This window comes from Paenibacillus sp. 01L418 (genome assembly GCF_056400045.1).
In genome coordinates, this window is the sequence record NZ_JBFTSN010000035.1 from 13902 (window position 1) to 33685 (window position 19784).

At 45.2% G+C, this 19784-nt stretch carries 20 protein-coding genes; 17 read left to right on the plus strand and 3 right to left on the minus strand.

From position 1 onward, the window contains the following. Positions 1 to 24 precede the first annotated feature (24 nt). Complete coding sequence (locus tag AC1DSE_RS07580; protein ID WP_076267501.1) at positions 25 to 447, minus strand: cell wall hydrolase; 423 nt, start codon at positions 445 to 447, stop codon at positions 25 to 27. Positions 448 to 708: 261 nt separating this feature from the next. On the opposite strand from AC1DSE_RS07580, the gene cyoE reads away from it, so the two are divergent. Together cyoE and AC1DSE_RS07590 are read left to right on the plus strand one after the other, a co-directional pair. Further along, entirely contained in the window at positions 709 to 1566 is an 858-nt protein-coding gene (gene cyoE, locus AC1DSE_RS07585) for a heme o synthase (protein ID WP_339204488.1), read from the plus strand. 24 nt (positions 1567 to 1590) lie between these two features. Continuing rightward, positions 1591 to 2196, plus strand: a complete 606-nt coding sequence (locus AC1DSE_RS07590) for an SCO family protein (RefSeq protein WP_339204487.1) — start codon at positions 1591 to 1593, stop codon at positions 2194 to 2196. On the opposite strand, the gene AC1DSE_RS07595 is transcribed toward AC1DSE_RS07590, so the two are convergent. Then, positions 2193 to 2564 (minus strand): toprim domain-containing protein, encoded by a 372-nt coding sequence (locus AC1DSE_RS07595; protein ID WP_430059985.1) that lies wholly within the window; start codon positions 2562 to 2564, stop codon positions 2193 to 2195. The genes AC1DSE_RS07590 and AC1DSE_RS07595 overlap by 4 nt on opposite strands. A gap of 45 nt (positions 2565 to 2609) precedes the next feature. Here AC1DSE_RS07595 and AC1DSE_RS07600 point away from each other — a divergent pair, with 45 nt between their 5' ends. After that, the gene (locus tag AC1DSE_RS07600; protein WP_441876599.1) at positions 2610 to 2786 is read left to right on the plus strand and encodes a hypothetical protein; all 177 of its coding nucleotides are present in this window, start codon (positions 2610 to 2612) and stop codon (positions 2784 to 2786) included. A 184-nt stretch (positions 2787 to 2970) separates the two neighbouring features. Here AC1DSE_RS07600 and AC1DSE_RS07605 read toward each other — a convergent pair whose 3' ends face one another. Further along, entirely contained in the window at positions 2971 to 4134 is a 1164-nt protein-coding gene (locus AC1DSE_RS07605) for an MFS transporter (protein WP_477509048.1), read from the minus strand. A gap of 162 nt (positions 4135 to 4296) precedes the next feature. Between AC1DSE_RS07605 and AC1DSE_RS07610 the strand changes: the two genes are divergently transcribed. The 14 genes from AC1DSE_RS07610 to AC1DSE_RS07675 all read left to right on the plus strand — a co-directional run bounded on the left by AC1DSE_RS07610 (position 4297) and on the right by AC1DSE_RS07675 (position 19782). After that, the gene (locus AC1DSE_RS07610; protein ID WP_076267507.1) at positions 4297 to 4746 is read left to right on the plus strand and encodes a hypothetical protein; all 450 of its coding nucleotides are present in this window, start codon (positions 4297 to 4299) and stop codon (positions 4744 to 4746) included. Beyond that, the gene (locus AC1DSE_RS07615) at positions 4746 to 5909 is read left to right on the plus strand and encodes a transglutaminase domain-containing protein (RefSeq protein ID WP_477509047.1); all 1164 of its coding nucleotides are present in this window, start codon (positions 4746 to 4748) and stop codon (positions 5907 to 5909) included. The genes AC1DSE_RS07610 and AC1DSE_RS07615 overlap by 1 nt, the downstream gene beginning before the upstream one ends. Positions 5910 to 5941: 32 nt before the next feature. Continuing rightward, positions 5942 to 8029 (plus strand): peptidoglycan D,D-transpeptidase FtsI family protein, encoded by a 2088-nt coding sequence (locus AC1DSE_RS07620; protein WP_477509046.1) that lies wholly within the window; start codon positions 5942 to 5944, stop codon positions 8027 to 8029. A gap of 203 nt (positions 8030 to 8232) precedes the next feature. After that, a complete protein-coding gene (locus AC1DSE_RS07625; RefSeq protein ID WP_477527548.1) occupies positions 8233 to 9186 on the plus strand; it encodes a metal ABC transporter solute-binding protein, Zn/Mn family in 954 nt (317 codons plus the stop codon). A gap of 34 nt (positions 9187 to 9220) precedes the next feature. Beyond that, positions 9221 to 10027: a metal ABC transporter ATP-binding protein gene (locus AC1DSE_RS07630; protein ID WP_441908328.1), complete on the plus strand. Its 807-nt coding sequence runs from the start codon at positions 9221 to 9223 to the stop codon at positions 10025 to 10027. A 3-nt stretch (positions 10028 to 10030) separates the two neighbouring features. Beyond that, entirely contained in the window at positions 10031 to 10972 is a 942-nt protein-coding gene (locus tag AC1DSE_RS07635) for a metal ABC transporter permease (protein ID WP_477509044.1), read from the plus strand. Further along, the gene (locus AC1DSE_RS07640; RefSeq protein ID WP_441876619.1) at positions 10969 to 11838 is read left to right on the plus strand and encodes a metal ABC transporter permease; all 870 of its coding nucleotides are present in this window, start codon (positions 10969 to 10971) and stop codon (positions 11836 to 11838) included. The genes AC1DSE_RS07635 and AC1DSE_RS07640 overlap by 4 nt, the downstream gene beginning before the upstream one ends. 141 nt (positions 11839 to 11979) lie before the next feature. Next, complete coding sequence (locus AC1DSE_RS07645) at positions 11980 to 13434, plus strand: ABC transporter substrate-binding protein (RefSeq protein WP_477509043.1); 1455 nt, start codon at positions 11980 to 11982, stop codon at positions 13432 to 13434. A 177-nt stretch (positions 13435 to 13611) separates the two neighbouring features. Further along, positions 13612 to 14364: a Cof-type HAD-IIB family hydrolase gene (locus AC1DSE_RS07650; protein WP_076267514.1), complete on the plus strand. Its 753-nt coding sequence runs from the start codon at positions 13612 to 13614 to the stop codon at positions 14362 to 14364. A 7-nt stretch (positions 14365 to 14371) separates the two neighbouring features. After that, positions 14372 to 14854, plus strand: a complete 483-nt coding sequence (locus tag AC1DSE_RS07655; protein ID WP_076267515.1) for a DUF456 domain-containing protein — start codon at positions 14372 to 14374, stop codon at positions 14852 to 14854. A gap of 27 nt (positions 14855 to 14881) precedes the next feature. Next, on the plus strand, positions 14882 to 15607 hold the full coding sequence (locus tag AC1DSE_RS07660) for a ThuA domain-containing protein (RefSeq protein ID WP_477509041.1): 726 nt from the start codon (positions 14882 to 14884) through the stop codon (positions 15605 to 15607). 20 nt (positions 15608 to 15627) lie between these two features. Continuing rightward, positions 15628 to 17271 (plus strand): putative polysaccharide biosynthesis protein, encoded by a 1644-nt coding sequence (locus tag AC1DSE_RS07665; protein WP_477527549.1) that lies wholly within the window; start codon positions 15628 to 15630, stop codon positions 17269 to 17271. A 222-nt stretch (positions 17272 to 17493) separates the two neighbouring features. Next, positions 17494 to 18927 carry an ABC transporter substrate-binding protein gene (locus AC1DSE_RS07670; RefSeq protein WP_477509040.1) on the plus strand — a complete coding sequence of 478 codons (1434 nt, stop codon included), beginning with the start codon at positions 17494 to 17496 and terminating at the stop codon, positions 18925 to 18927. A gap of 156 nt (positions 18928 to 19083) precedes the next feature. Beyond that, positions 19084 to 19782, plus strand: a complete 699-nt coding sequence (locus tag AC1DSE_RS07675; RefSeq protein ID WP_339204471.1) for a response regulator transcription factor — start codon at positions 19084 to 19086, stop codon at positions 19780 to 19782. Positions 19783 to 19784 lie beyond the last annotated feature (2 nt).

Sequence of the window (19784 nt, forward strand, 5' to 3'; positions counted from 1 at the left end):
CACTTTCATACATTAGAAATAGTTTTAATAAACGGCCGGACAATCCTCTGGCGTTGGAACGAAGAAGCAGTGTTTCTTATACCTGCCGCTGTTAGCCTGATCCCACCACGTATCAGGGCAGCTGCCTGCTGGGCGGAAAAACCATAATGCATTAGAAGCCGGGTGCTGACGTTCGCCGTTAATGACCCGCTTTGCTAATCGAATATCTTTATCACGAGCGCTTTGATAAAAGTAGCTTTTGGTGATTGCTTCGAAACCGCCAGGACTTTGATAGACCATGTCTGGGATGGACCGAAGATTTCTAAAGTCGATACAATTTCCTAGTACACGGTTTACGCCAACGTTGCCTACCATAAGCATGCCGAGCTCGCCCTCGCCCTCTGCTTCCGCTCGCATGAGCCTAGCGAGCATCTTCGTATCTTCGGAATTGGTTTTGATGACAGCCATGGAATTGACAGATCACTTCCTTTCGTAGACTTTAGGACGGTTTGATGTGCTGTTCGGCATAGGCATCAAACTACATAGTTATTGTATTGTGTACCCGCCCATTTGGTTACTAAATGATTTGTCACAATTTACGTGGCAAAATGATGAACAAAACCGTCGAACGTTGTCATCGTGTTCTTTTTTCGGTATGATTAAAAACGATTCATCAATGGATGATAGACGCCATCAGCGTCTTGTCGCATAACTTGGGAGGCTAGCTTCGTGCTTAAAGACTGGATTGCATTGACAAAACCGCGGCTACTTCGACTTAATGTATTTGCTGCGATAGGTGGTTTCATGGTTGCTTCCAAATGGGACATTAACGTTCTATTGCTTATATGGGCGATTATCGGCTCAACGTTGACGATAGCGTCAGCAACCGTGATTAATAATTATTGGGATCGGGAACTTGATTTGAAAATGGAACGTACGAAGGATCGCGCGCTTCCGACCGGTCGAATGACGCCAGGCTCTGTTCTGGCTTATGGTATTATTTTGGGGGTTGTTGGACTAGCTGTTCTCTTCCTGCTCGTTAATCCTTTATCAGGCTGGCTTGGACTGCTAGGCTGGGGTGTTTACATTGTGGTGTACACGATGTGGCTCAAGCGTACTTCAACTTGGAGTACATCGGTTGGAGGCATCTCTGGCGCGATGCCGCCGGTTATCGGTTATTGCGCGGTAACAGGTGAAATCGATGCGGGTGCTTGGATATTGTTTGCTCTGATGTTCCTGTGGCAGCCTGCTCATTTCTGGTCGCTTGCCATTAGAAGGGTAGAAGAATATCGCGCAGCAGGTTTTCCATTGCTGCCTGTCGTGAAAGGAATCAAACGTACGAAGTTTCAAATGATTCCTTACATCGTATTGCTTTTGCCAACGGGCATATTGTTTTATTCCTACGGTTACGTTGGTATTTTCTTCTTGGTCATATCCGTTGCAGGCGGCTTAATCTGGCTTATCCATACGTTGCGCGGACCAAAAGCCAAGGATACCGACAAATGGGCAAAAACCAATTTTCTTATCTCGGTCAATTATTTAATGGTTATATTTATCGTTATGATTCTTAATACGACGGGATCATAATTATCGTCTTAAGGAGTGACTGGCGTGGATTTTGTCAAAAAGCATAGCTTCAAAATTGCAGTACTTGCGCTTTGCGCAGCAATGGGAATTTATTTATTTATTACGTACGGCATGCCGGAGAAGCAGACTCTTCCAATCGAGAAGGCTGCGCCAGCGTTTGAGCTGACGGATCTGGATGATCAGAAGGTAACGCTCGCTTCAACAAATGGTAAGGCGCGAATTGTATATTTCTATTTCGCAAATTGTCCAGATGTTTGTCCGCCTACTACCTTCTTGCTGTCGCAAGTACAGGAGCAGCTTAAAGAGGAAGGCAAGCTCGGCACTAAAGCAGAGCTCATCTCCATTACGTTTGATCCGGTACGGGATACACCTGAAGTCATTCGTGATTTTGCAAAGCGGAATTTTGCTGATCTTAATGGTTGGCGTTTCCTGCGGGGCGATGAGTCAAACACGATGCAAATTGCTAGAGATTTTGGCATTGGCGTCATTAAAAATGAGGACGGCTCCTTCTCTCACTCCAATGTCATTACGATTGTGGATAAGGACGGTCAAATTCGCAAATGGATTGATGGCAGCAAAGAAGATTTGACGGCTGAGGAAATCGTAAATCAATTAAACAAGGTGCTTTAAAATTCATCTTTGCTCCAAATAGAAGCGGGACTCTGCGCAGGGTACAGGATATGCGCATCGAGGCCCGCTTTTTCTAATTGCTCAATTAAATATTCCTCTGGCGTATGCTCTACGCCTGAATAACCTCTGCGGGTATAAATATGCTCAGCATCTGGAAATACGTCGCGCAATAAGAAGCGAATCCGTTTTCCAGAGGAATCATTGTCGGTGAAAATATAAGCTTGGCTTTTGCCAATTTGTTTTCTAAGCTTGTCCAATTGCTCCGAACCGGGCGTGCCGAAGGTGCAGAAAATCGGTACATCTTGATGAAGGACGCGCTTAAGTCTTGCCTTGTCATTTTTTCCTTCTACGATAATGGCTATATCCATGGAACTCACCTCGCGTAGTGAATGTAGAGCAGGGTCATGAAGCATATGTATAGTTTACCACCAAAAATCGATTTTACCGAGATCGGGAATGATTGGTTCTTTCGTTTGAAAATGAATAAACGGTCTGCAGTTTGCAGACCGTTTATTATTTTACTAGTAGAGGCAAGTGCATGCTATGATTACGAGCAGGATAAACAGTACAAGGATAATGCCAAGGTTTGAGAAACCTCCGTGGCCATAACCACGATTTTCTGAACTTACATTTGCAGACATATATGGGGTCACCTCGTTTCCGTAGTGTTAGAAGGATGAATGCAAACAGCTGAGCTTAGCTGTTCTAACTAGTCACCTGTCATAATACAGCATATGACATGATGGGGAATTAGCCCTGTGCATTTACCTATGCCTACGAAAAATGGGTGCGGGAAGAAAGTGAACGGGAAATTCGCAGCGGAAGCAGAGCGACTGCTATCATCAATGCAATAAACGCTATGTAGTAAGGCGATATATAGTTGCGAAGCTGTCCTGCCGCCATCGGTCCGATAAACGCACCGATGGAGAAGGCGATGGATAATACGGAAAAAGTACGGCCGTAACGTGCTCCGCCGCTAAGCTCAATTAATAAGGTGGACAGCGCGGGCAAAATGACTCCTTTCGCCATACCGACAAAGAGCAGCATCAATGTTAGAGGTGCCGGTATATCGGATGCAATGCCAAAGTAAATAATGGCAAGAATGAGCGAGCCCCACAACGTTCGCAGATACGCGGATACGCGGTTCAGAAACAGCATGCTTAATGTGACGAGTGCACCGATACTGATAACGGAAAATAAAAGGCCGGTCGTCATCATCGCTTCCTGCGTTTTGGCTAGCAGTGGCAGCTCGAACGATAGGATACCCTGCGCGCAGCTTATTGCAACAGGCAGCAGGTAGACCAGCCAAGGAATTGGTACTGCAGGTTCAAGCGGGAGCATCGTTTTCTTTTTCCCGTCGTTGCTTTCAGCTTCCGTTTGCTCTACCTTCTGGCGAACTTCTTTAATAAAGAACAGAGCGCAGACAGATGTTACGATCAGAACCCATCCAAGCAGCGTAAAAGCGGTTGAAAATCCAATTTTTGCAACGAGATACGCTCCTGCTGCTGGAGATACGACTGATGCTAGTGTATGAACTAGTCCATTGCCAGCCATAAGCTTTCCTTGCTCCGTTCGATCGCTCGTTATTCTTGCAAGCAGGGACAAGCAAGCCGGAGACAGAAATGCAAGCACAAAACCGCTGATGGAGCGGAGCGTGAGGAGCTGCCAAGGATTAGTTACATGTGATTGAAACAGGAGAACAATGCCGGCTGCCATAAGACTGAACACGATAAACAATCTGCTGCCATAACGGTCAACGCCAAAGCCTGCAATGAGATTTCCAGGCAAATGCGTAATGGAGTACATGCCCATCATGAGTCCGATGAAGGAAGGCGCTGCACCTAAAGAGATGGCAAAAGGTGTTAAAATGGGGTATTGCGCATGCAAATCAAAAAAGGCGATAAACAAAAATAAGTACAGCCAAACCGCGGTTTTCACAGAGCTGACCCTCCTTGCCAATTACATTCTTATATACTTGTACGTCTAATTGGGACAGGATATGTCTGCATAAAAAGGAAACGAGCGTTTACGCCCTATATTCCGTAGGTTATAATATTTTGTAATGGGATTTTGTACGAGGTATAATGGAGGGGATCGCAATTGGATTTTTTGAATTTTTCGACCTATGATTGGGACACTTGGACAGCTTTTCTTAAAGAACATTGGCTTGTGCTTGTTATTGCGCTTATCTTACTATTAATTATTATCCGCATCGTGAAAACTGTAGTTAAATGGGCACTTGTGGTGGCAATCGTGCTTGGTATTGTCGTATATAGCGGCTACACTATGGATGATTTGAAAGAGATTGGCACTAAGGTTGCAGATACAGTGAAACAGGAAGCCGTTAATGCAATGGTAGGCGAAGCAAAGGATGCTACTTTCGTGAACAACGGGGATGGAACCTTTACAGTGAAAACTAAAAATGTAGAGCTTACCGGAGAGCCGGGTGCGAATGAGGTTGCCATTTCATTCCGCGGAACGGCGCTTGGCAAGTGGGAGCTCGATAATACGATACAAACCTTCATCGACCAAGCGAAGCAGAACGGGTAATGCCGATGACAAGCTGGGATCAATTATTTAGAGAGCCGGAGCCAATTGCTATCATTGTGCTTCTATTGCTAATTGGCTCTCTTATACAGGGGATGAGGAGAGGCGCATCGGGATCTGCGAGGCGTCTTTTCTTTTTTGTTTGGGAAGGTTTAGCAGTTATCGTATGTTTGGTACTGGCAGCACAGCTCACGAATACATTGTCACTAGCTGTAGCGAAGTGGTTGACTAGCAAGGTGAAGGTTCCTCTTCATGACCTCAGCGGGGTGGAGCAGGCATGGTACACGCTGCTTACGAGTTTGAGGGATTTTGCATTGCTGCGCTATGGCGTCTTGTTCCTGCTCAGTTATTTACTGCTGCGGGCATTGGCAGCTTTAATTGAGCCTTTGCTGGAAAGGGCAGTAGAAGGCGTTCTGAGGAGCGGCAAGGAAGAGCCTATTGCTCACTTGCAAGGCAGGCGAAGTGCAAGCCGTGCCATAGGGGCTTTAATTGGTGCTGCTCACGGAGCGGGTCGTTCATTTGTATTCGTCGTTCTTTTATTCGTTTATGTGTCCCTTGTGCCAAATGGCTGGTATGTCGACAAAATTTCCGAATCGACGGTTTATACCAAAGCGGCTTCGTGGCTGAGTCCAGTTGCCGGAGACGTTCTAGCAGGGCAAGGACCCGTGCTCGCCCAAGCGGTTGAAGCGCAGTTCAAACAAATTTTACAACGAAAATATGAGATTATTGATTACGCCATCCCAGCTGAGATTGAGAAAGCTGCTCTTTATGTGACCAAGGATGCGCAAACGAATGAGGATAAGGCGAGAAAGCTATATGACTTTCTTGGAACAAGAATTGCTTACGATTGGGACAAAGCTCGGAATTATGAAGAGCAGGGAATTTGGAAGGAACAGACACCTCCCGAAACATTTGATACGCGCAAAGGCGTATGTATAGATATAGCTCGTTTATATGCTGTAATGGCTAGGTCGGCAGGTCTAGAGGTTCGGGTTGTAACTGGAATGGGAGCTAACGGTAAGGGAGGCTTCGGTCCGCATGCTTGGAATGAGGTGCGAATCAGCGAAGGGGATAATGGCTGGATTCCACTGGATGCTACTTGGGCAAATACCGGGAATTGGTTTAATCCGCCGGCATTTGACGATACTCACATACGTGATGCATAGCTTAAAATGAGAAGGTTATGAGGTGATTAGACGTGCAAGATGATCCGCAGAAACGGGAAATTATAAATCGACGTCATTTTTCGTTTCGATTGAACTTATTTTTCTTTATTACGTTCGCATTATTTAGTGTTTTGATTGTAAGGCTAGCCATTTTACAGTTTGTTGAAGGGCCGACTCTAAGTGCTGAAGGGATCGGCAAAAGTACACGCAGCGTGAAGATTCCGCCGATAAGGGGCAATATTTACGACGCTACGGGTCATGCAATTGCGTATTCGACTTCGACCCAGTCTATTTATTTCACGATTCAGCCTGAGCTTAAGCTGGAGAAAGCGACTGCAAGTGCAAAAGAGATGGCGCAGAAGCTTTATGACATATTTACAGAGCTTGGCGATCCTGCCAAGGCGATGACGGTTGACGATATTATTCGCCAGATGGATCTTGATTTTAAACGGAATAATATCTCGACTCCGCGGCGGATTAAATCCGGCCTCACGAATAAAGAAGTGGCTTATTTCATGGAAAATCGCACGTCGTTCAAAGGTGTAGATATCATGGAGGAAAGCGTTCGGAACTATGATAAAGATTCGATTTCGGTGCAGCTTGTCGGGTATTTGAAGAAGTTTAATACCGTTCGCGAAAACGTAGACTTCTACAAGGAAAAGACGACTGAGGAAGATCCTACGCTGAGATATTTGGATGAAGAGGACGTTGGCTTCGACGGTCTTGAGCGGATGTATCAGGACGTGCTGCGCGGCAAAAATGGTTTGAAAACCTATCCCGTTAACAACGCGGAGCGTATTATCGGGCCAATGGAAATAACGAATCCTACAAAAGGGTCGGATCTTTATTTAACCATTAACAAAAACGTGCAGTTAACGACGGAAACAGCAATTATGGATCAGCTCAAAAAAATATCAACGTCTACAAACAAATATGAGCGTGCCAAATATGCACAAACCGGATTCGCAGTAGCGATGGAAGTAGATACAGGTAAAATCGTGGCGATGGCGAGTATGCCGGATTATGATCCAAATATTTGGTCAGGCGGCCGAATTAGCAAAGAGGATTACGAGAACTTCCAGAATATATTATCGAACGGTACGATTCGAACAGTCTATGGCAAATATTCAGAAGAGGAGCGCAATCAACATCCATCTTCCATCCTGCCACTTGGCTCGACAATGAAGCCGTTATCCGTATTAGTCGGATTGAATGAGAAATTGTTTAAGACGACAGATACCTACCCGGACACTGGGAGATTCTCGTATGGTAGAAAAGGATATGAGACTTATATCGGCAACTCCCAAGGCAAAAAGTTTGGCTACATTGATGGCGCGCAAGGCATTCAACATTCTTCCAATACGTTTATGGCAGCTATGATTGGCGATAGGCTTTATAGAAGAGACCCGCAAAATGGCGTAGAAATTTGGGACGAATACATGAAGCAATTTGGTCTTGGCGTCCTGACGGAAAGCGGCTTGCCTAACGAAACGAAGGGCGTTATTGAGTACTTTAACGAGGCGAAAAGTGCCAGTTCACAATCAGCGCTTGTTCAAGCCTCCTTCGGTCAGCAAGGGCGTTATACAACCTTGCAGCTCGCGCAATATACTGCCATGCTTGCCAATCGCGGCAAACGAATGAAGCCGCAATTTGTAAACGAAATTAAGGATGCAGACGGAAATATTATTCAAGGCTATACGCCTGTTATTTTGAATGAAGTAAATTACCCGATTGAATATTGGAAAGAAATTGAGCTAGGCATGTCGAAGGTTAGCTCGCAAGGCTTTGAAGGTGTGGATTACACCTATAACCGTAAGACAGGTACGTCAGAGCAACAAGTAAAAGGCCGGACTGCAGAAAATGCGGTATTTATCGCCTATGCGCCTGCCGATAAGCCGAAGCTTGCTGTAGCCGTTGTTGTACCTGATGGCGGGTTCGGGGGTTACGGTGCTTCTCCAATCGCTCGTAAGATTTTTGATGCTTATGACGAGGAAATTGGTTTGTACGGTGTGCCGAAAAAGAAGGCGCCAGCTACAAATGATACTGCTGGTAACACGGCTAATCATACAGCGGATGATGCTAATGCAGGAACTGATACAGGAACAGGAGCAAACGAATAGTGGTCTAAAAACATCAAAAAGGCAGGTCGGAGCATCAACTCCGATCTGCCTTTTTTGCTGTGCAAATCGCCCATTTCAAAATAAATGTTGCACGAGTGAAACATTTTTGTGTATTATTAAAAAAAAGGCATTAGGTAAACTAAGATTCATAAGGGCAAACTTTAGAGCATATAAAAAATGACAGGGATGGAGGAGGTAGCACAATGCGTAAAACGTACAAAACAAATTCTGCTCTTCGGAGATTTATTATGGTTATCGTTTTTTTGGCGATGACGGCAATGGTAACCTCAGCTTGCGGGCAGCAAGGAACGAGCGATGGGAAATTGAAAATTACGACAACAACAGGAATGATCACGGACGTAGTGCAGCAGGTAGGCGGTGAGTTTGTCGATGTTAGCGGATTGATGGGGGCAGGGATTGACCCCCATCTATACAAGGCATCTCAAGGAGACGTGCGGAAGCTGGATAATGCGGACATTATTTTTTATAACGGCTTGCACTTAGAGGGCAAGATGGCCGAGATGTTCGAGAAATTGGAGAAGCGCAAGCCGACGGTAGCCGTCTCCAAATATTTGACGGAAGATCAGCTGCACTCCGCCCCAGGGCAAGGGGCTGGCATGCATGATCCGCATATTTGGTTCAATGTGAAGCTTTGGATTTCTACAACAGAGGTGATCCGCGACACGCTGATGGAGAAGGATGCGGTCCATGCGGAGTACTACAAAGAGCATGCAGCAGCCTACATCAAGCAGCTGGAGGAGCTGGACAATTATGCGAGAGAGCAAATTGCACTTATTCCAGAGGCAGATCGCATTTTAGTAACAGCACACGATGCATTTGGATATTTTGGGGAAGCGTATGGTCTAACTGTCACGGGTTTGCAAGGGATGAATACGATGTCGGAGTACGGCTCAAAGGATGTTAGCAAGCTGCGCGACTACTTAGTTGAGAAAAAAATAAAAGCTGTTTTTATCGAATCCAGCGTTCCGAAAAAATCAATTGAATCGGTCATAGAAGGGGCAAGAAGCTTAGGCCATGAGGTGAAAATTGGCGGCGRGCTTTACTCCGACGCAATGGGAGATGCCGGTACGTTTGAAGGCACTTATATCGGAATGGTGAAGCATAACGTGGATACGATTGTAGCCGCTTTGAAATAGCACATAAAAAAGGCAAGGAAAGTGAGTGATAAAAATGAACCATTCTACAACAGCAGCCAAGCAAAATACGAAACAAATTGCACCGCTTACAATTAAGGGACTAAGCGTTGCTTATCAGAAGAAGCCAGTGCTTCGGAACGTATCGTTTGAAGTAAGCGAGGGTGAGCTCGTCGGGGTAATCGGACCCAATGGTGCAGGTAAGTCGACGCTGATGAAAGCGGCTCTTGGCCTCATACCGAGTATTGGCGGAGAAGTGTTAGTATACGGCAAATCTTATAAGCAGCAGCGGAAAATGATCGGTTATGTCCCGCAGCGAGAATCGGTGGATTGGGATTTTCCAACGAATGCGCTTGATGTTGTACTTATGGGCCGTTATGGTCATTTAGGCTGGTTCCGCCGCCCAAGCGCGAAGGATAAGGCGATTGCGCTGGAGTGCCTGAACAAGGTTGGCATGGCCGATTATGCGGGCAGGCAAATCAGTCAGCTCTCTGGCGGACAGCAGCAGCGCGTGTTTCTAGCGCGTGCACTGGCGCAGGACGCGAAGCTGTACTTTATGGATGAACCATTTGCAGGCGTGGATGCGGCGACAGAGAAAGCCATTATCACATTGCTGCAGGAGCTGAAGCTGCAAGGGAAAACGGTCATCGTTGTCCATCATGATCTAGCGACTGTGCAAGATTATTTTGACTCGGTACTGCTTCTGAATGTAGAGCTTCAAGCATTCGGCAAAACAGAGCAAACCTTTACGCAGGAGAAATTACAGCGTACTTACGGCGGCAGACTGGCGTTTCTTGATCGCAGCATGCAGTCTCCGTCACGTTTTGACGGAAAGGGTGAGTAATTCATGGATAGAATATGGTTGATGCTGACCGATCCGAATATGCAATGGATTTTTCTAGGCTGTACACTGCTTGGTTTAAGCAGTGGAGTGATCGGCTGCTTCTCGTATCTTCGGAAACAAAGCTTAATGGGCGATACGTTAGCCCATGCGGCATTGCCAGGCATATGCATTGCATTCATGCTCACTGGCGTTAAATCGATTGGACTGTTTCTCATAGGAGCAGGCATATCTGGTCTTATCGCAACATTCGGTATTGGATATATTACTCGAAACTCTAAGCTTAAACAGGATGCAGCGATGGGGATCGTCTTGTCAGGATTTTTTGGCCTAGGTATCGTATTGCTTACACTTATCCAGCATGGCAGCTATGGCAATCAAGCCGGATTGGATAAATTCTTGTTTGGGCAGGCGGCTTCCATGATTGCATCTGACGTTATTACGATGACAGTCGTGTGTGTGTCTCTTATTACGGTTTGCACGCTGCTCTTTAAACAGTTTAAAATTATTTCTTTTGACCCCGGGTTTGCTAGAGGTATCGGTTATCCCGTAGCCTTTCTTGAGCAGCTGCTCATGCTTCTAATCGTCGTTGCTGTAGTAGCGGGCATTCAAGCGGTAGGTGTCGTACTCGTAGCTGCGCTGCTTATTACACCGGCCGTATCGGCTAGATACTGGACGGATCGCCTTGGGCTCATGGTTGTATTGTCAGGCATATTCGGTGCAGTTAGCGGTGCGGCAGGCACTTGGATTAGCGCATCGGTGTCTAACTTGCCAACGGGACCTGTTACGGTGCTGGCAGCAACATTGCTCTTCTGCATTTCCATTCTATTTGGTCCAAAGCGCGGATTGCTTGCCAAAAGACTGGTGCGCCAAAGAGTGAAGCAAAGCTATAATCGTGACACCGATATGCTGCTTGAGGGCAAAGTGAAGAAGGAGGCGGCATTATGAGCGACTTCTGGATCTTGCTTACAGGTGCTCTAGTAGCAAGCTGCTGCGGTATTCTAGGTGTATTTCTTGTTTTGCGCAAAATGGCGATGATCGGCGATGCCATTAGCCACTCCGTCATGCCCGGTATCGTTATCGCGTTTCTGCTCAGCGGCTCGCGCGATTCGCTGCTAATGATGTTCGCAGCACTATTATGCGGATTGCTGACGACCTTTCTTATTCAAATGTTTCAGCAAAGCGGCATTCAATCCGATGCTTCGATCGGCGTTGTCTTTACAGCATTATTCGCCATTGGTGTCGTTCTCGTAAGCTTGTACGCTCGTCAGGTGCATTTGGACCAGGATGCGATTTTGTACGGTGAGATTGCGTATGTGCACTGGAATATTTGGGAGCTTGGCGGCGTGAATATGGGCCCGAAAGCCGTTTGGCTGCTCGGCACAACGCTGCTGATTATAACGTCAGTTATCGTTTTGTTCTATAAACAATTCAAGTTATGCGCGTTTGATCCTGCCCTTGCGGCTGCAATCGGCATACCTGTAGCTATCTTTCATTATTTATTAATGGGTCTCGTCTCGATGGCTACTGTAAGCTCCTTTGAAAGTGTAGGAGCGATACTCGTTGTAGGACTGCTGATTATCCCGGCATCTACCGCTTATTTACTGACAGATCGGCTCGGCCTGATGATCGTTTTGAGTGTAGCAGCCGGCGTAGCTAGTACATTCATCGGCTATGGTGCAGCTGTTTTATTGGATGCTTCAATTGCTGGCTGTATGGTGTGCGCAGCTGCAATATTGTTCGTTATCGCATTTTTGTTCTCGCCCTCGCATGGCATTGTAATCAAGAAACTGCGTCTAAGAAAGTTAGCATAATAATTGCGAAAAGCATCCTAAATGGATGCTTTTTTCATATTTATTTCAAAAAAAGGTGTATAACTGCAACTTTTATCCAAAAAGAAACGTAATGTAATTGGTACATATTAGGAGGAAACTGAAGAGGAGAGAAAATTGAACATGAAAGTGTTGTCAAAATTCGTCATACCGCTAGTTGTTTTTACATTATTGGTAACCGGTTGCAGCTTTGGGGGCAAAAACGAACAAAAAGAAAATGAACAGTCAACGCTGAAAATTATGTATTACGATGAAGGTTCTTTCTTTCAGGAGTATGGCATGGTGTTCTCGGCATTATATCCAAATATCGAAATTCAAGTCGTAGAAAATAGGAAAATGTATCAAAGCGAAAACAAGGATATGGATGCTGCACTCGACAAGTTTATTACGGAGGAGCAGCCAGATATATTGATGCTTGATACCGATCAATACAAAAAGATGGCACTTGACGGCAAGCTTTATGATCTTGATCCGGTTATGGAGAAGGAAAAGTATAATACAGAGGGCTTGATTCCCGGCATGCTTGATTATTTGAGAGAAAATGGCGGCGGACAGGTTTTTGGCATGACGCCAAGCTTTTATAGTCAAGTTATGTTCTACAACAAGGATTTGTTTGAGAAATACCAAATCGAGCCGCCGACCAATCGCATGAGCTGGGACCAGACGATACAATTGGCACGCCGCTTCCCTACGGATGGTGACAAAAAGGAACGCGTATACGGGCTGAAAATGGGCTACAGCGAAGATTTATTTGAAATGGCAAGCATTCTTGCTAATTCAGAAAACGTTAATTATGTGAATGCTTCGCAAAAACAAATGACGATAAACACAGATTCATGGAAAAATGCATTTAAGCAAGCGATTGACGCATTGGATTCGAACGCGCTTTATTTTGATAGCATGCGTAATCAAGGTGGCGACGAACCGATGTCTCAAACCTATGAGGACTATTTGTTAAGCGATCCCTTCATAGCGGGCCGATTGGCGATGACGATGGGCGATATTAATTTCATCAATCAAATCAAGCAAGCGGCTGAGAATGAGAAGGTAAAGGATAAGATCGTGAAAAACTGGGATATTGTAACGGTTCCGGTTGGACAACAAAATCCGGATCAATCAAGCATGATGTCTTTCAACAACATTTTCTCCATTCGCTCGGAATCACCAAGTAAGGACGCTGCGTGGAAATTCCTTAGCTATGTAACGAGTGAGGACTTTGCAAGAGTAAAGTCAAAGTCGAACAATTATAATGGATTGCCTGTCCGCACTAAATATATTACGGATACAGAAGGGCATAATTTTGCGGCATTTTATGATTTGAAGCCAAGTACATTTAATAGCTATAAAGATTTTGACAAGCTGCCACAAAGCTTCTGGGGAGAATTTAGAGGCGCAGCCAGCCAAGAGCTTGAAAAAGTGAAGAAAAAGGAACAGGAACTCGATGCGGCGCTTGACATTTTGCAGGTGAAAGGCCAAGAAATGCTGTTGAAGGAAGATCCTGTACCTACTGAAGGTGCTGAAGGAGCTGGAACTTCGGAAAGCAGCGGATCTGTTACTACCATTGAAACAACGGAGTAAGTTAAAAGATGGGGAGCATGCTTACGCAAATTAGCGGAGGCTGCTCCTTTTTTCTGAGCAAGTATGATGAATTCGTGTTTTTTAGAGTGACTTTCATTTGGAATCTGTCGTAAATGTGCTAAAATAATTTACTAGTTAGGTACAACAACGATACGGCATTTACGAGGAGGCACAATATTGGGAGATTATAAATTGCTTGCGCTTGATATGGACGGAACATTGCTAAATGAACAGAGTGAAATTAGTACGGAAAATGCAGAATGGATTCAAAAAGCACTTGATGCTGGAGTTATTGTCAGCTTCTCAACGGGCAGAGGTTTTCGCAGTGCACTGCCTTACGCTGAGCAATTAAAACTGGAAACACCTATGATCACAGTAAACGGCAGTGAGATCTGGCATCGTCCGCATGTGCTTCATAAACGTACCCATCTAAGCCACGTTTACGTGCAAAGGCTGCATGAGCTTGCTCTCGCACATGGCGAGCCGTGGTTCTGGGCGTATACAGCTGATGAAATTTACAATAAAGAGAAATGGATTACGCCTGCTGATGATTATGCATCACATCACTGGTTGAAATTCGGCTATTACACAGAGGATGACAACACTCGAGAGAAGCTGCTGGCAGAAGTACAAAGCTGGGGAGCGCTTGAGATTACGAATTCATCTCCATTTAATTTGGAGCTTAATCCGCTCGGCGTTTCAAAGGCAAGCGCACTTCAAGAGCTTTGCGGCTTGCTTAACATCGAGATGTCGCAAGTCATTGCTGTTGGCGATAGCTTGAACGATATTGCGGCGATTCGCGAAGCTGGCTTAGGCGTAGCGATGGGCAATGCGCAGGAAACGGTCAAGGAAGCTGCAGACTTCATTACTTTTACGAATAATGAGCATGGAGTTGCAGAAGTGATTAGACGTTACCTTCTGAAGGGATGAGAAACGTATGGATATTTTAGGCTGGACATTAGTTATTCTATTATTTGTAGTAGGGATGGCAGGAGCTATTTATCCGATTCTTCCGGGAGCTCTTGCCATTTATGGCGCATTTTTTGTTTATGGCTTATTTTTCTCGTTTAGTGAATTTGGTTTTTGGTTCTGGTTCATTCAGACGGTAACTTTAATCGTGCTGTTTGTCGCCGATTATGCGGTTAGCGCCTGGGGCGTCAAACGATTTGGAGGCTCGCGAGCCTCAGTGATCGGCAGTACAATTGGTCTTATCTTTGGTCCTTTCGTTATCCCAGCACTTGGCCTTATTATCGGTCCTTTTGTGGGTGCCGTCATTGGTGAGATGATTATCGGAACACGTTTTGACAAATCGCTCAAGGTTGGTTTAGGTTCAGTTGTAGGATTGTTTTCAAGCGTAGTCGTGAAGGTAATTTTGCAGCTGGCGATGATCGTGGTGTTTGTCCTATGGCTCGTCTTTTAATGAAATGAATAAAAGGTGGATAGCTCAATGATTAAAGTAACCGTATGGAATGAGTTTTTGCATGAGAAGATTCATGAGGAAGTCAAAAATGTATATCCAGATGGCATTCATCAAGCTTTAGCCAAAGGGATCGCAAGTGGAGATATCGAAGTAGCGACAGCAACGCTTGAGGAGCCGGAGCATGGCCTTACAGAAGAGCGTCTAGCCAATACGGATGTTCTAGTATGGTGGGGACATATGGGGCATGACCAGGTGGATGACACCATTGTAGATCGTGTTCAACAGCGCGTACTCGCAGGCATGGGCTTAATCGTGCTGCACTCGGGTCACTTCTCAAAAATTTTCAAAAAGCTGATGGGCACAGGCTGTGATCTCAAATGGCGTGAAGTGGGCGAGAAGGAAAGAATTTGGGTCGTAAATCCAGCGCATCCGATAGCAGCCGGCTTGCCGGAATACATTACGCTGGAGCATGAGGAAATGTATGGTGAGCATTTTGATATCCCAGCGCCGGATGAGCTTGTTTTTGTGAGCTGGTTTGAAGGCGGCGAGGTGTTCCGCAGCGGCTGTACCTTTAACCGCGGCCAAGGTAAAATCTTTTACTTCCGTCCGGGGCATGAGACTTATCCAACCTACTATAACCCGCAAGTGCTGCAAGTGATTCAAAATGGTGTGCGTTGGGCTTCTCCATCTCATGCAGCAGTGCCCGTACGCGGCAATCATCAGCCGCTGGAGCCCATTGGAAATAAAGGATAGGGAGACTTTGACAGACCATTATGCTAAAAAAAGACTCATTAATTAAAGGCACAATTATACTGGCAGCTGCAGCGTTGGTCGTCCGGTTTCTCGGCTTGTTCCAGCGGATTCCGCTCGAATATATGCTGGGAGCTGCCGGACAGGCGGCATTCAACTCAGCGAATACGATCTACTTATTACTGCTAACGATTGCGACGGGCGGCATACCGCTATCGATTAGTCGAATGATTTCTCAGCGCTATGCGCTTGGCCGGCCCGATGAAGCCAAACGAATTTATCGAGCGGCATTAATGTTTGGAGCAGTGACAGGGATATTGCTTGCCACTGCGATGTTTGTTTTTGCACCAGCTTATGAACGGTTCTCGAAGGTGCCGGATGCAGCTTTATCGCTGCAAGCTATAGCGCCTGCGCTGCTGCTATTTCCTATTATTGCGATGATGCGAGGTTACTTCCAAGGCCGACAGATCATGTCCGCAGGCGGGATTTCTCAAATCATGGAACAAATTTTGYGGCTCATCGGTGGAATTGGACTAGCCCTGATCGTACTCGGCTGGGGCTGGGGAGATAAGTACGGCGCTGCAGCTATTGCGTTTGGTTCTGTGCTCGGAAGTATTGGTGCATTTTCGGTTATGATGTGGTTTTGGCGGAAGCTGAAAAAACAAGATCAATCGGAGCATGCTAAATCCGCTATAAATGTGAAGGATAAGTCGGTAAAGACAAGCTCCAATCTGCCTTATCGGACCATTTATAAAGAAATATTCGGCACTTCCATTCCTGCTGTCGTAACGGCTATGACAGTACAGCTATTGTACTTTTTTGATATAACGATATTTATGCGATTGACGGAATCCTTTTATAATGAAAATTCCGCAACAAAAGCTTTGGCGGATTACTCCACGAAGGCGATGGGGATAGCAGGCATACCTCCGATTCTTGCGATTGCGCTCGGCGCGTCGATTATTCCGATCATATCCTCGGCATTTGCCTTGAATAATATGAAGGAAGTGCAGCGTCAATCCTCGCTCGTCATGCGGATTGTGTTGTTTACAGGCGTACCGGTTGCGCTGCTGCTGGCAGTAGCCTCTTATTCCGTTACTGGACTGTTATTTACGACTCCAAGCGGAAGCGGGACGGTAGCGATGCTTACAGCCGGAGCGATCTTCCAAATTACAATGATGATTTCTAATTCGATCCTATATGGACTCAACAAGCCTAAGCTGCCGATGAACCATACGTTTATTGGTTTGGCGCTTAAAGTGGTGTTCAGTCTGGCGCTTGCTCCTTTGCTTGGCGTATACGGATTTATTATTGGATCTACGATTTGTTTCGTTGTCATAACGTATTTGAATTTAAGAAGCATTAACAAGGACGTTAACTTGAACGTGCTAGGCGGCAAATGGATTGCCTATTTGATCGCAATTGCAGTACCTGCCCTCGCTGGCTGGGGAGCTGAGTACGGGGTGCTGGCTATTACTGGAGCATGGGCAGATAAGCTTTCCTATTTCTTGGCAGCTGCTGTTGCATCTGTTGTTGTAGGATCACTTTATCTCATATTGCTCGCTGCGCTTCGCGTTATTACACCAGAGGATGTACGCTCGTTCCCGGGGCCGCTCCGCAAAATACTCGGGATTGTTTTAAAGCCATTTTACAAAAAAGCGGTATAATCATAAGTTATCATGGAAGAAAGGACACAGCCCTTATAGGGGGATGTGTCCTTTTTTTCGTTAGAGCTCCCGCACTGCTTCGAAAACTTTGAAAAACTTAAGCATTCATTAAGCTAATGTTAAGAAATAGCAGAGAGAATTAGTAAGTTTTTTCCTCTAGACTATATATCAGTAGGATATGGATACATATTAGGGATAAGCGGAGAGGGAGAGAAACGAAAGATGAAAGTAAGGTCAAGGTTTGTTTTATCAGTCGTTGTTTTGGCATTAGTGGCAACTGGCTGCAGCTTTGGAGGAGACAATAAGGATAGTAATAAAATGAAGCAGTCGTCACTGAAGGTCATGTATTACGATGAAGGCATGTTCTTCCAAGATTATGGTATGGTGTTCTCGGCATTATATCCGAATGTTGAAATTGAAGTCGTTAGCAATCAGTCGATGTATAGTGAAGAAAATACAGACTACGATACTGCGTTTAACAAATTTATAGAAGAAAAACAGCCTGATATTTTAATGCTGGATGCAGAGAGGTACCAAAAGCTGTCACAAGAAGGCAAGCTTTATGATCTCGATGCTGTTATGGAAAAAGAAAAATACGAAACCGAGGGATTGATTCCCGGTATGCTTGACTATTTGAAAGAGCAGGGCGGCGGCAAAGTATACGGTTTAGCGCCTAGCTTCTACAGCCAAGTTATTTACTACAACAAGGATTTATTTGAAAAATACAAAATTGAGCTTCCGCGAAGTCGAATGAGCTGGAATGAAACGATACAATTGGCGAGGCGTTTCCCGACAGAAGGTGATAGGAAGGAGCGGGTATACGGTTTGAAGATGGGATATCGCGAGGAGCTGTTTGATTTGGCCATTATGCTGGCAGAGTCTGAAAAAGTTAGCTATGTGAATGCTGGGCAAAAGCAAATGACCATACATACGGATTCGTGGAAAAATGCATTTCAGCAGGCGCTGGATGCAATAGAATCAAACGCGCTTTTTTTTGAAAGTATGAGCAGTCAAGCGGGAGCGATGTCACAGTCCTATGAGGATTACCTGTTATCAGATCCTTTCCTGTCCGGTCGTTTGGCGATGACGATTCAAGACGTTGGTTACACGAACCAAATCAAGCAGGCAAGCGACTATCCAAGCCTAAAAGATAAGATCGTAAAAAATTGGGACATCGTGACAGCTCCAATCGGACAGCAAAGTCCAGATGAATCGAATCTGATGTCATTTAATAATTTATTTGCAATCCGAGCAGACTCTCCAAACAAGGAGGTTGCATGGGATTTTCTTAACTATGTGACAAGCGATGATTATGCGAGAGTAAAATCAAAGTCGAACAATTACAATGGTTTGCCGGTTCGCACGAAATATATTACGGATGTTGAAGGGCATAATTATGGTGCATTCTATGAGTTAAAGCCAAGTGCTTTTAATGGCTACAAAAATTTTGACAAGCTGCCTGACACCTTCTATGAGGAATTCACAAATGCGGTTAAGGAAGAGATGAAAAAGGTGAAGGAAGACACACAGGATTTAAACGCGGCACTTAGTATTTTGCAGGTTAAAGGCCAAGAAATGCTTGCTAAAGAAGATGCTGCACGGCCGGATGACGCAGCTGCTGGTGAAAACAGCGAAGCTTCGTCCAAAACGGAGTAAGAAATCAATCATAAAGGGGAGCTTGCTTACGCCTTCAAGCGAAGTCTGCTCCTTTTTTTATTTGCGGCGCCACTCTGTAACATACATAAATGAACCAATGGATACAGATCATGTTATATTTAATGAGAAGCACACCGCAGGAGGGAGTACAGAGATATGAATAGAGAAACGATACTTATGGTAGATGATGAGAAGGAAATATTAAGCTTAATGGAGATTTATTTTAAAAATGAAGGATTTACGATGCTAAAGGCATCCAATGGGCTTGAAGCGCTGGAGAAGCTTAATACGCATAAGGTGGATCTTATTATACTTGATGTGATGATGCCTGTTATGGACGGGCTTGAAGCATGCATGAAAATTCGGGAGCAAAACCATATTCCGATTATTATGCTGTCCGCCAAATCTCAGGATATTGATAAAATATCGGGTCTTAGCCTCGGTGCGGACGAATATGTCACGAAGCCATTCAGCCCGCTGGTACTGCTTGCCAGTGTCAAATCGCATATCCGCAGAGCGAAGCAATTTCATTCGAAAGCGAGTCATAATGACAATGAAATCATCATCGATGATCTCATTATAAATACAGCTACGCATACGGTAACCGTTGATCGGCAGGAAATTAAACTAACGCCTCGTGAATTTTCTATTCTTACCCTGCTGGCAGTCAATCGTGGTATCGTCCTCAGTATGGACAAAATATATGAGAGCGCTTGGAACGAGCCTTTTATGGAATCCAAAAACACCGTTATGGTTCACATCCGTAAAATTCGAGAGAAAATTGAGAAGGACGCCCAAAATCCGAGATTTATCAAAACCGTTTGGGGAATAGGCTATAAAATGGATGCGCTATAGGC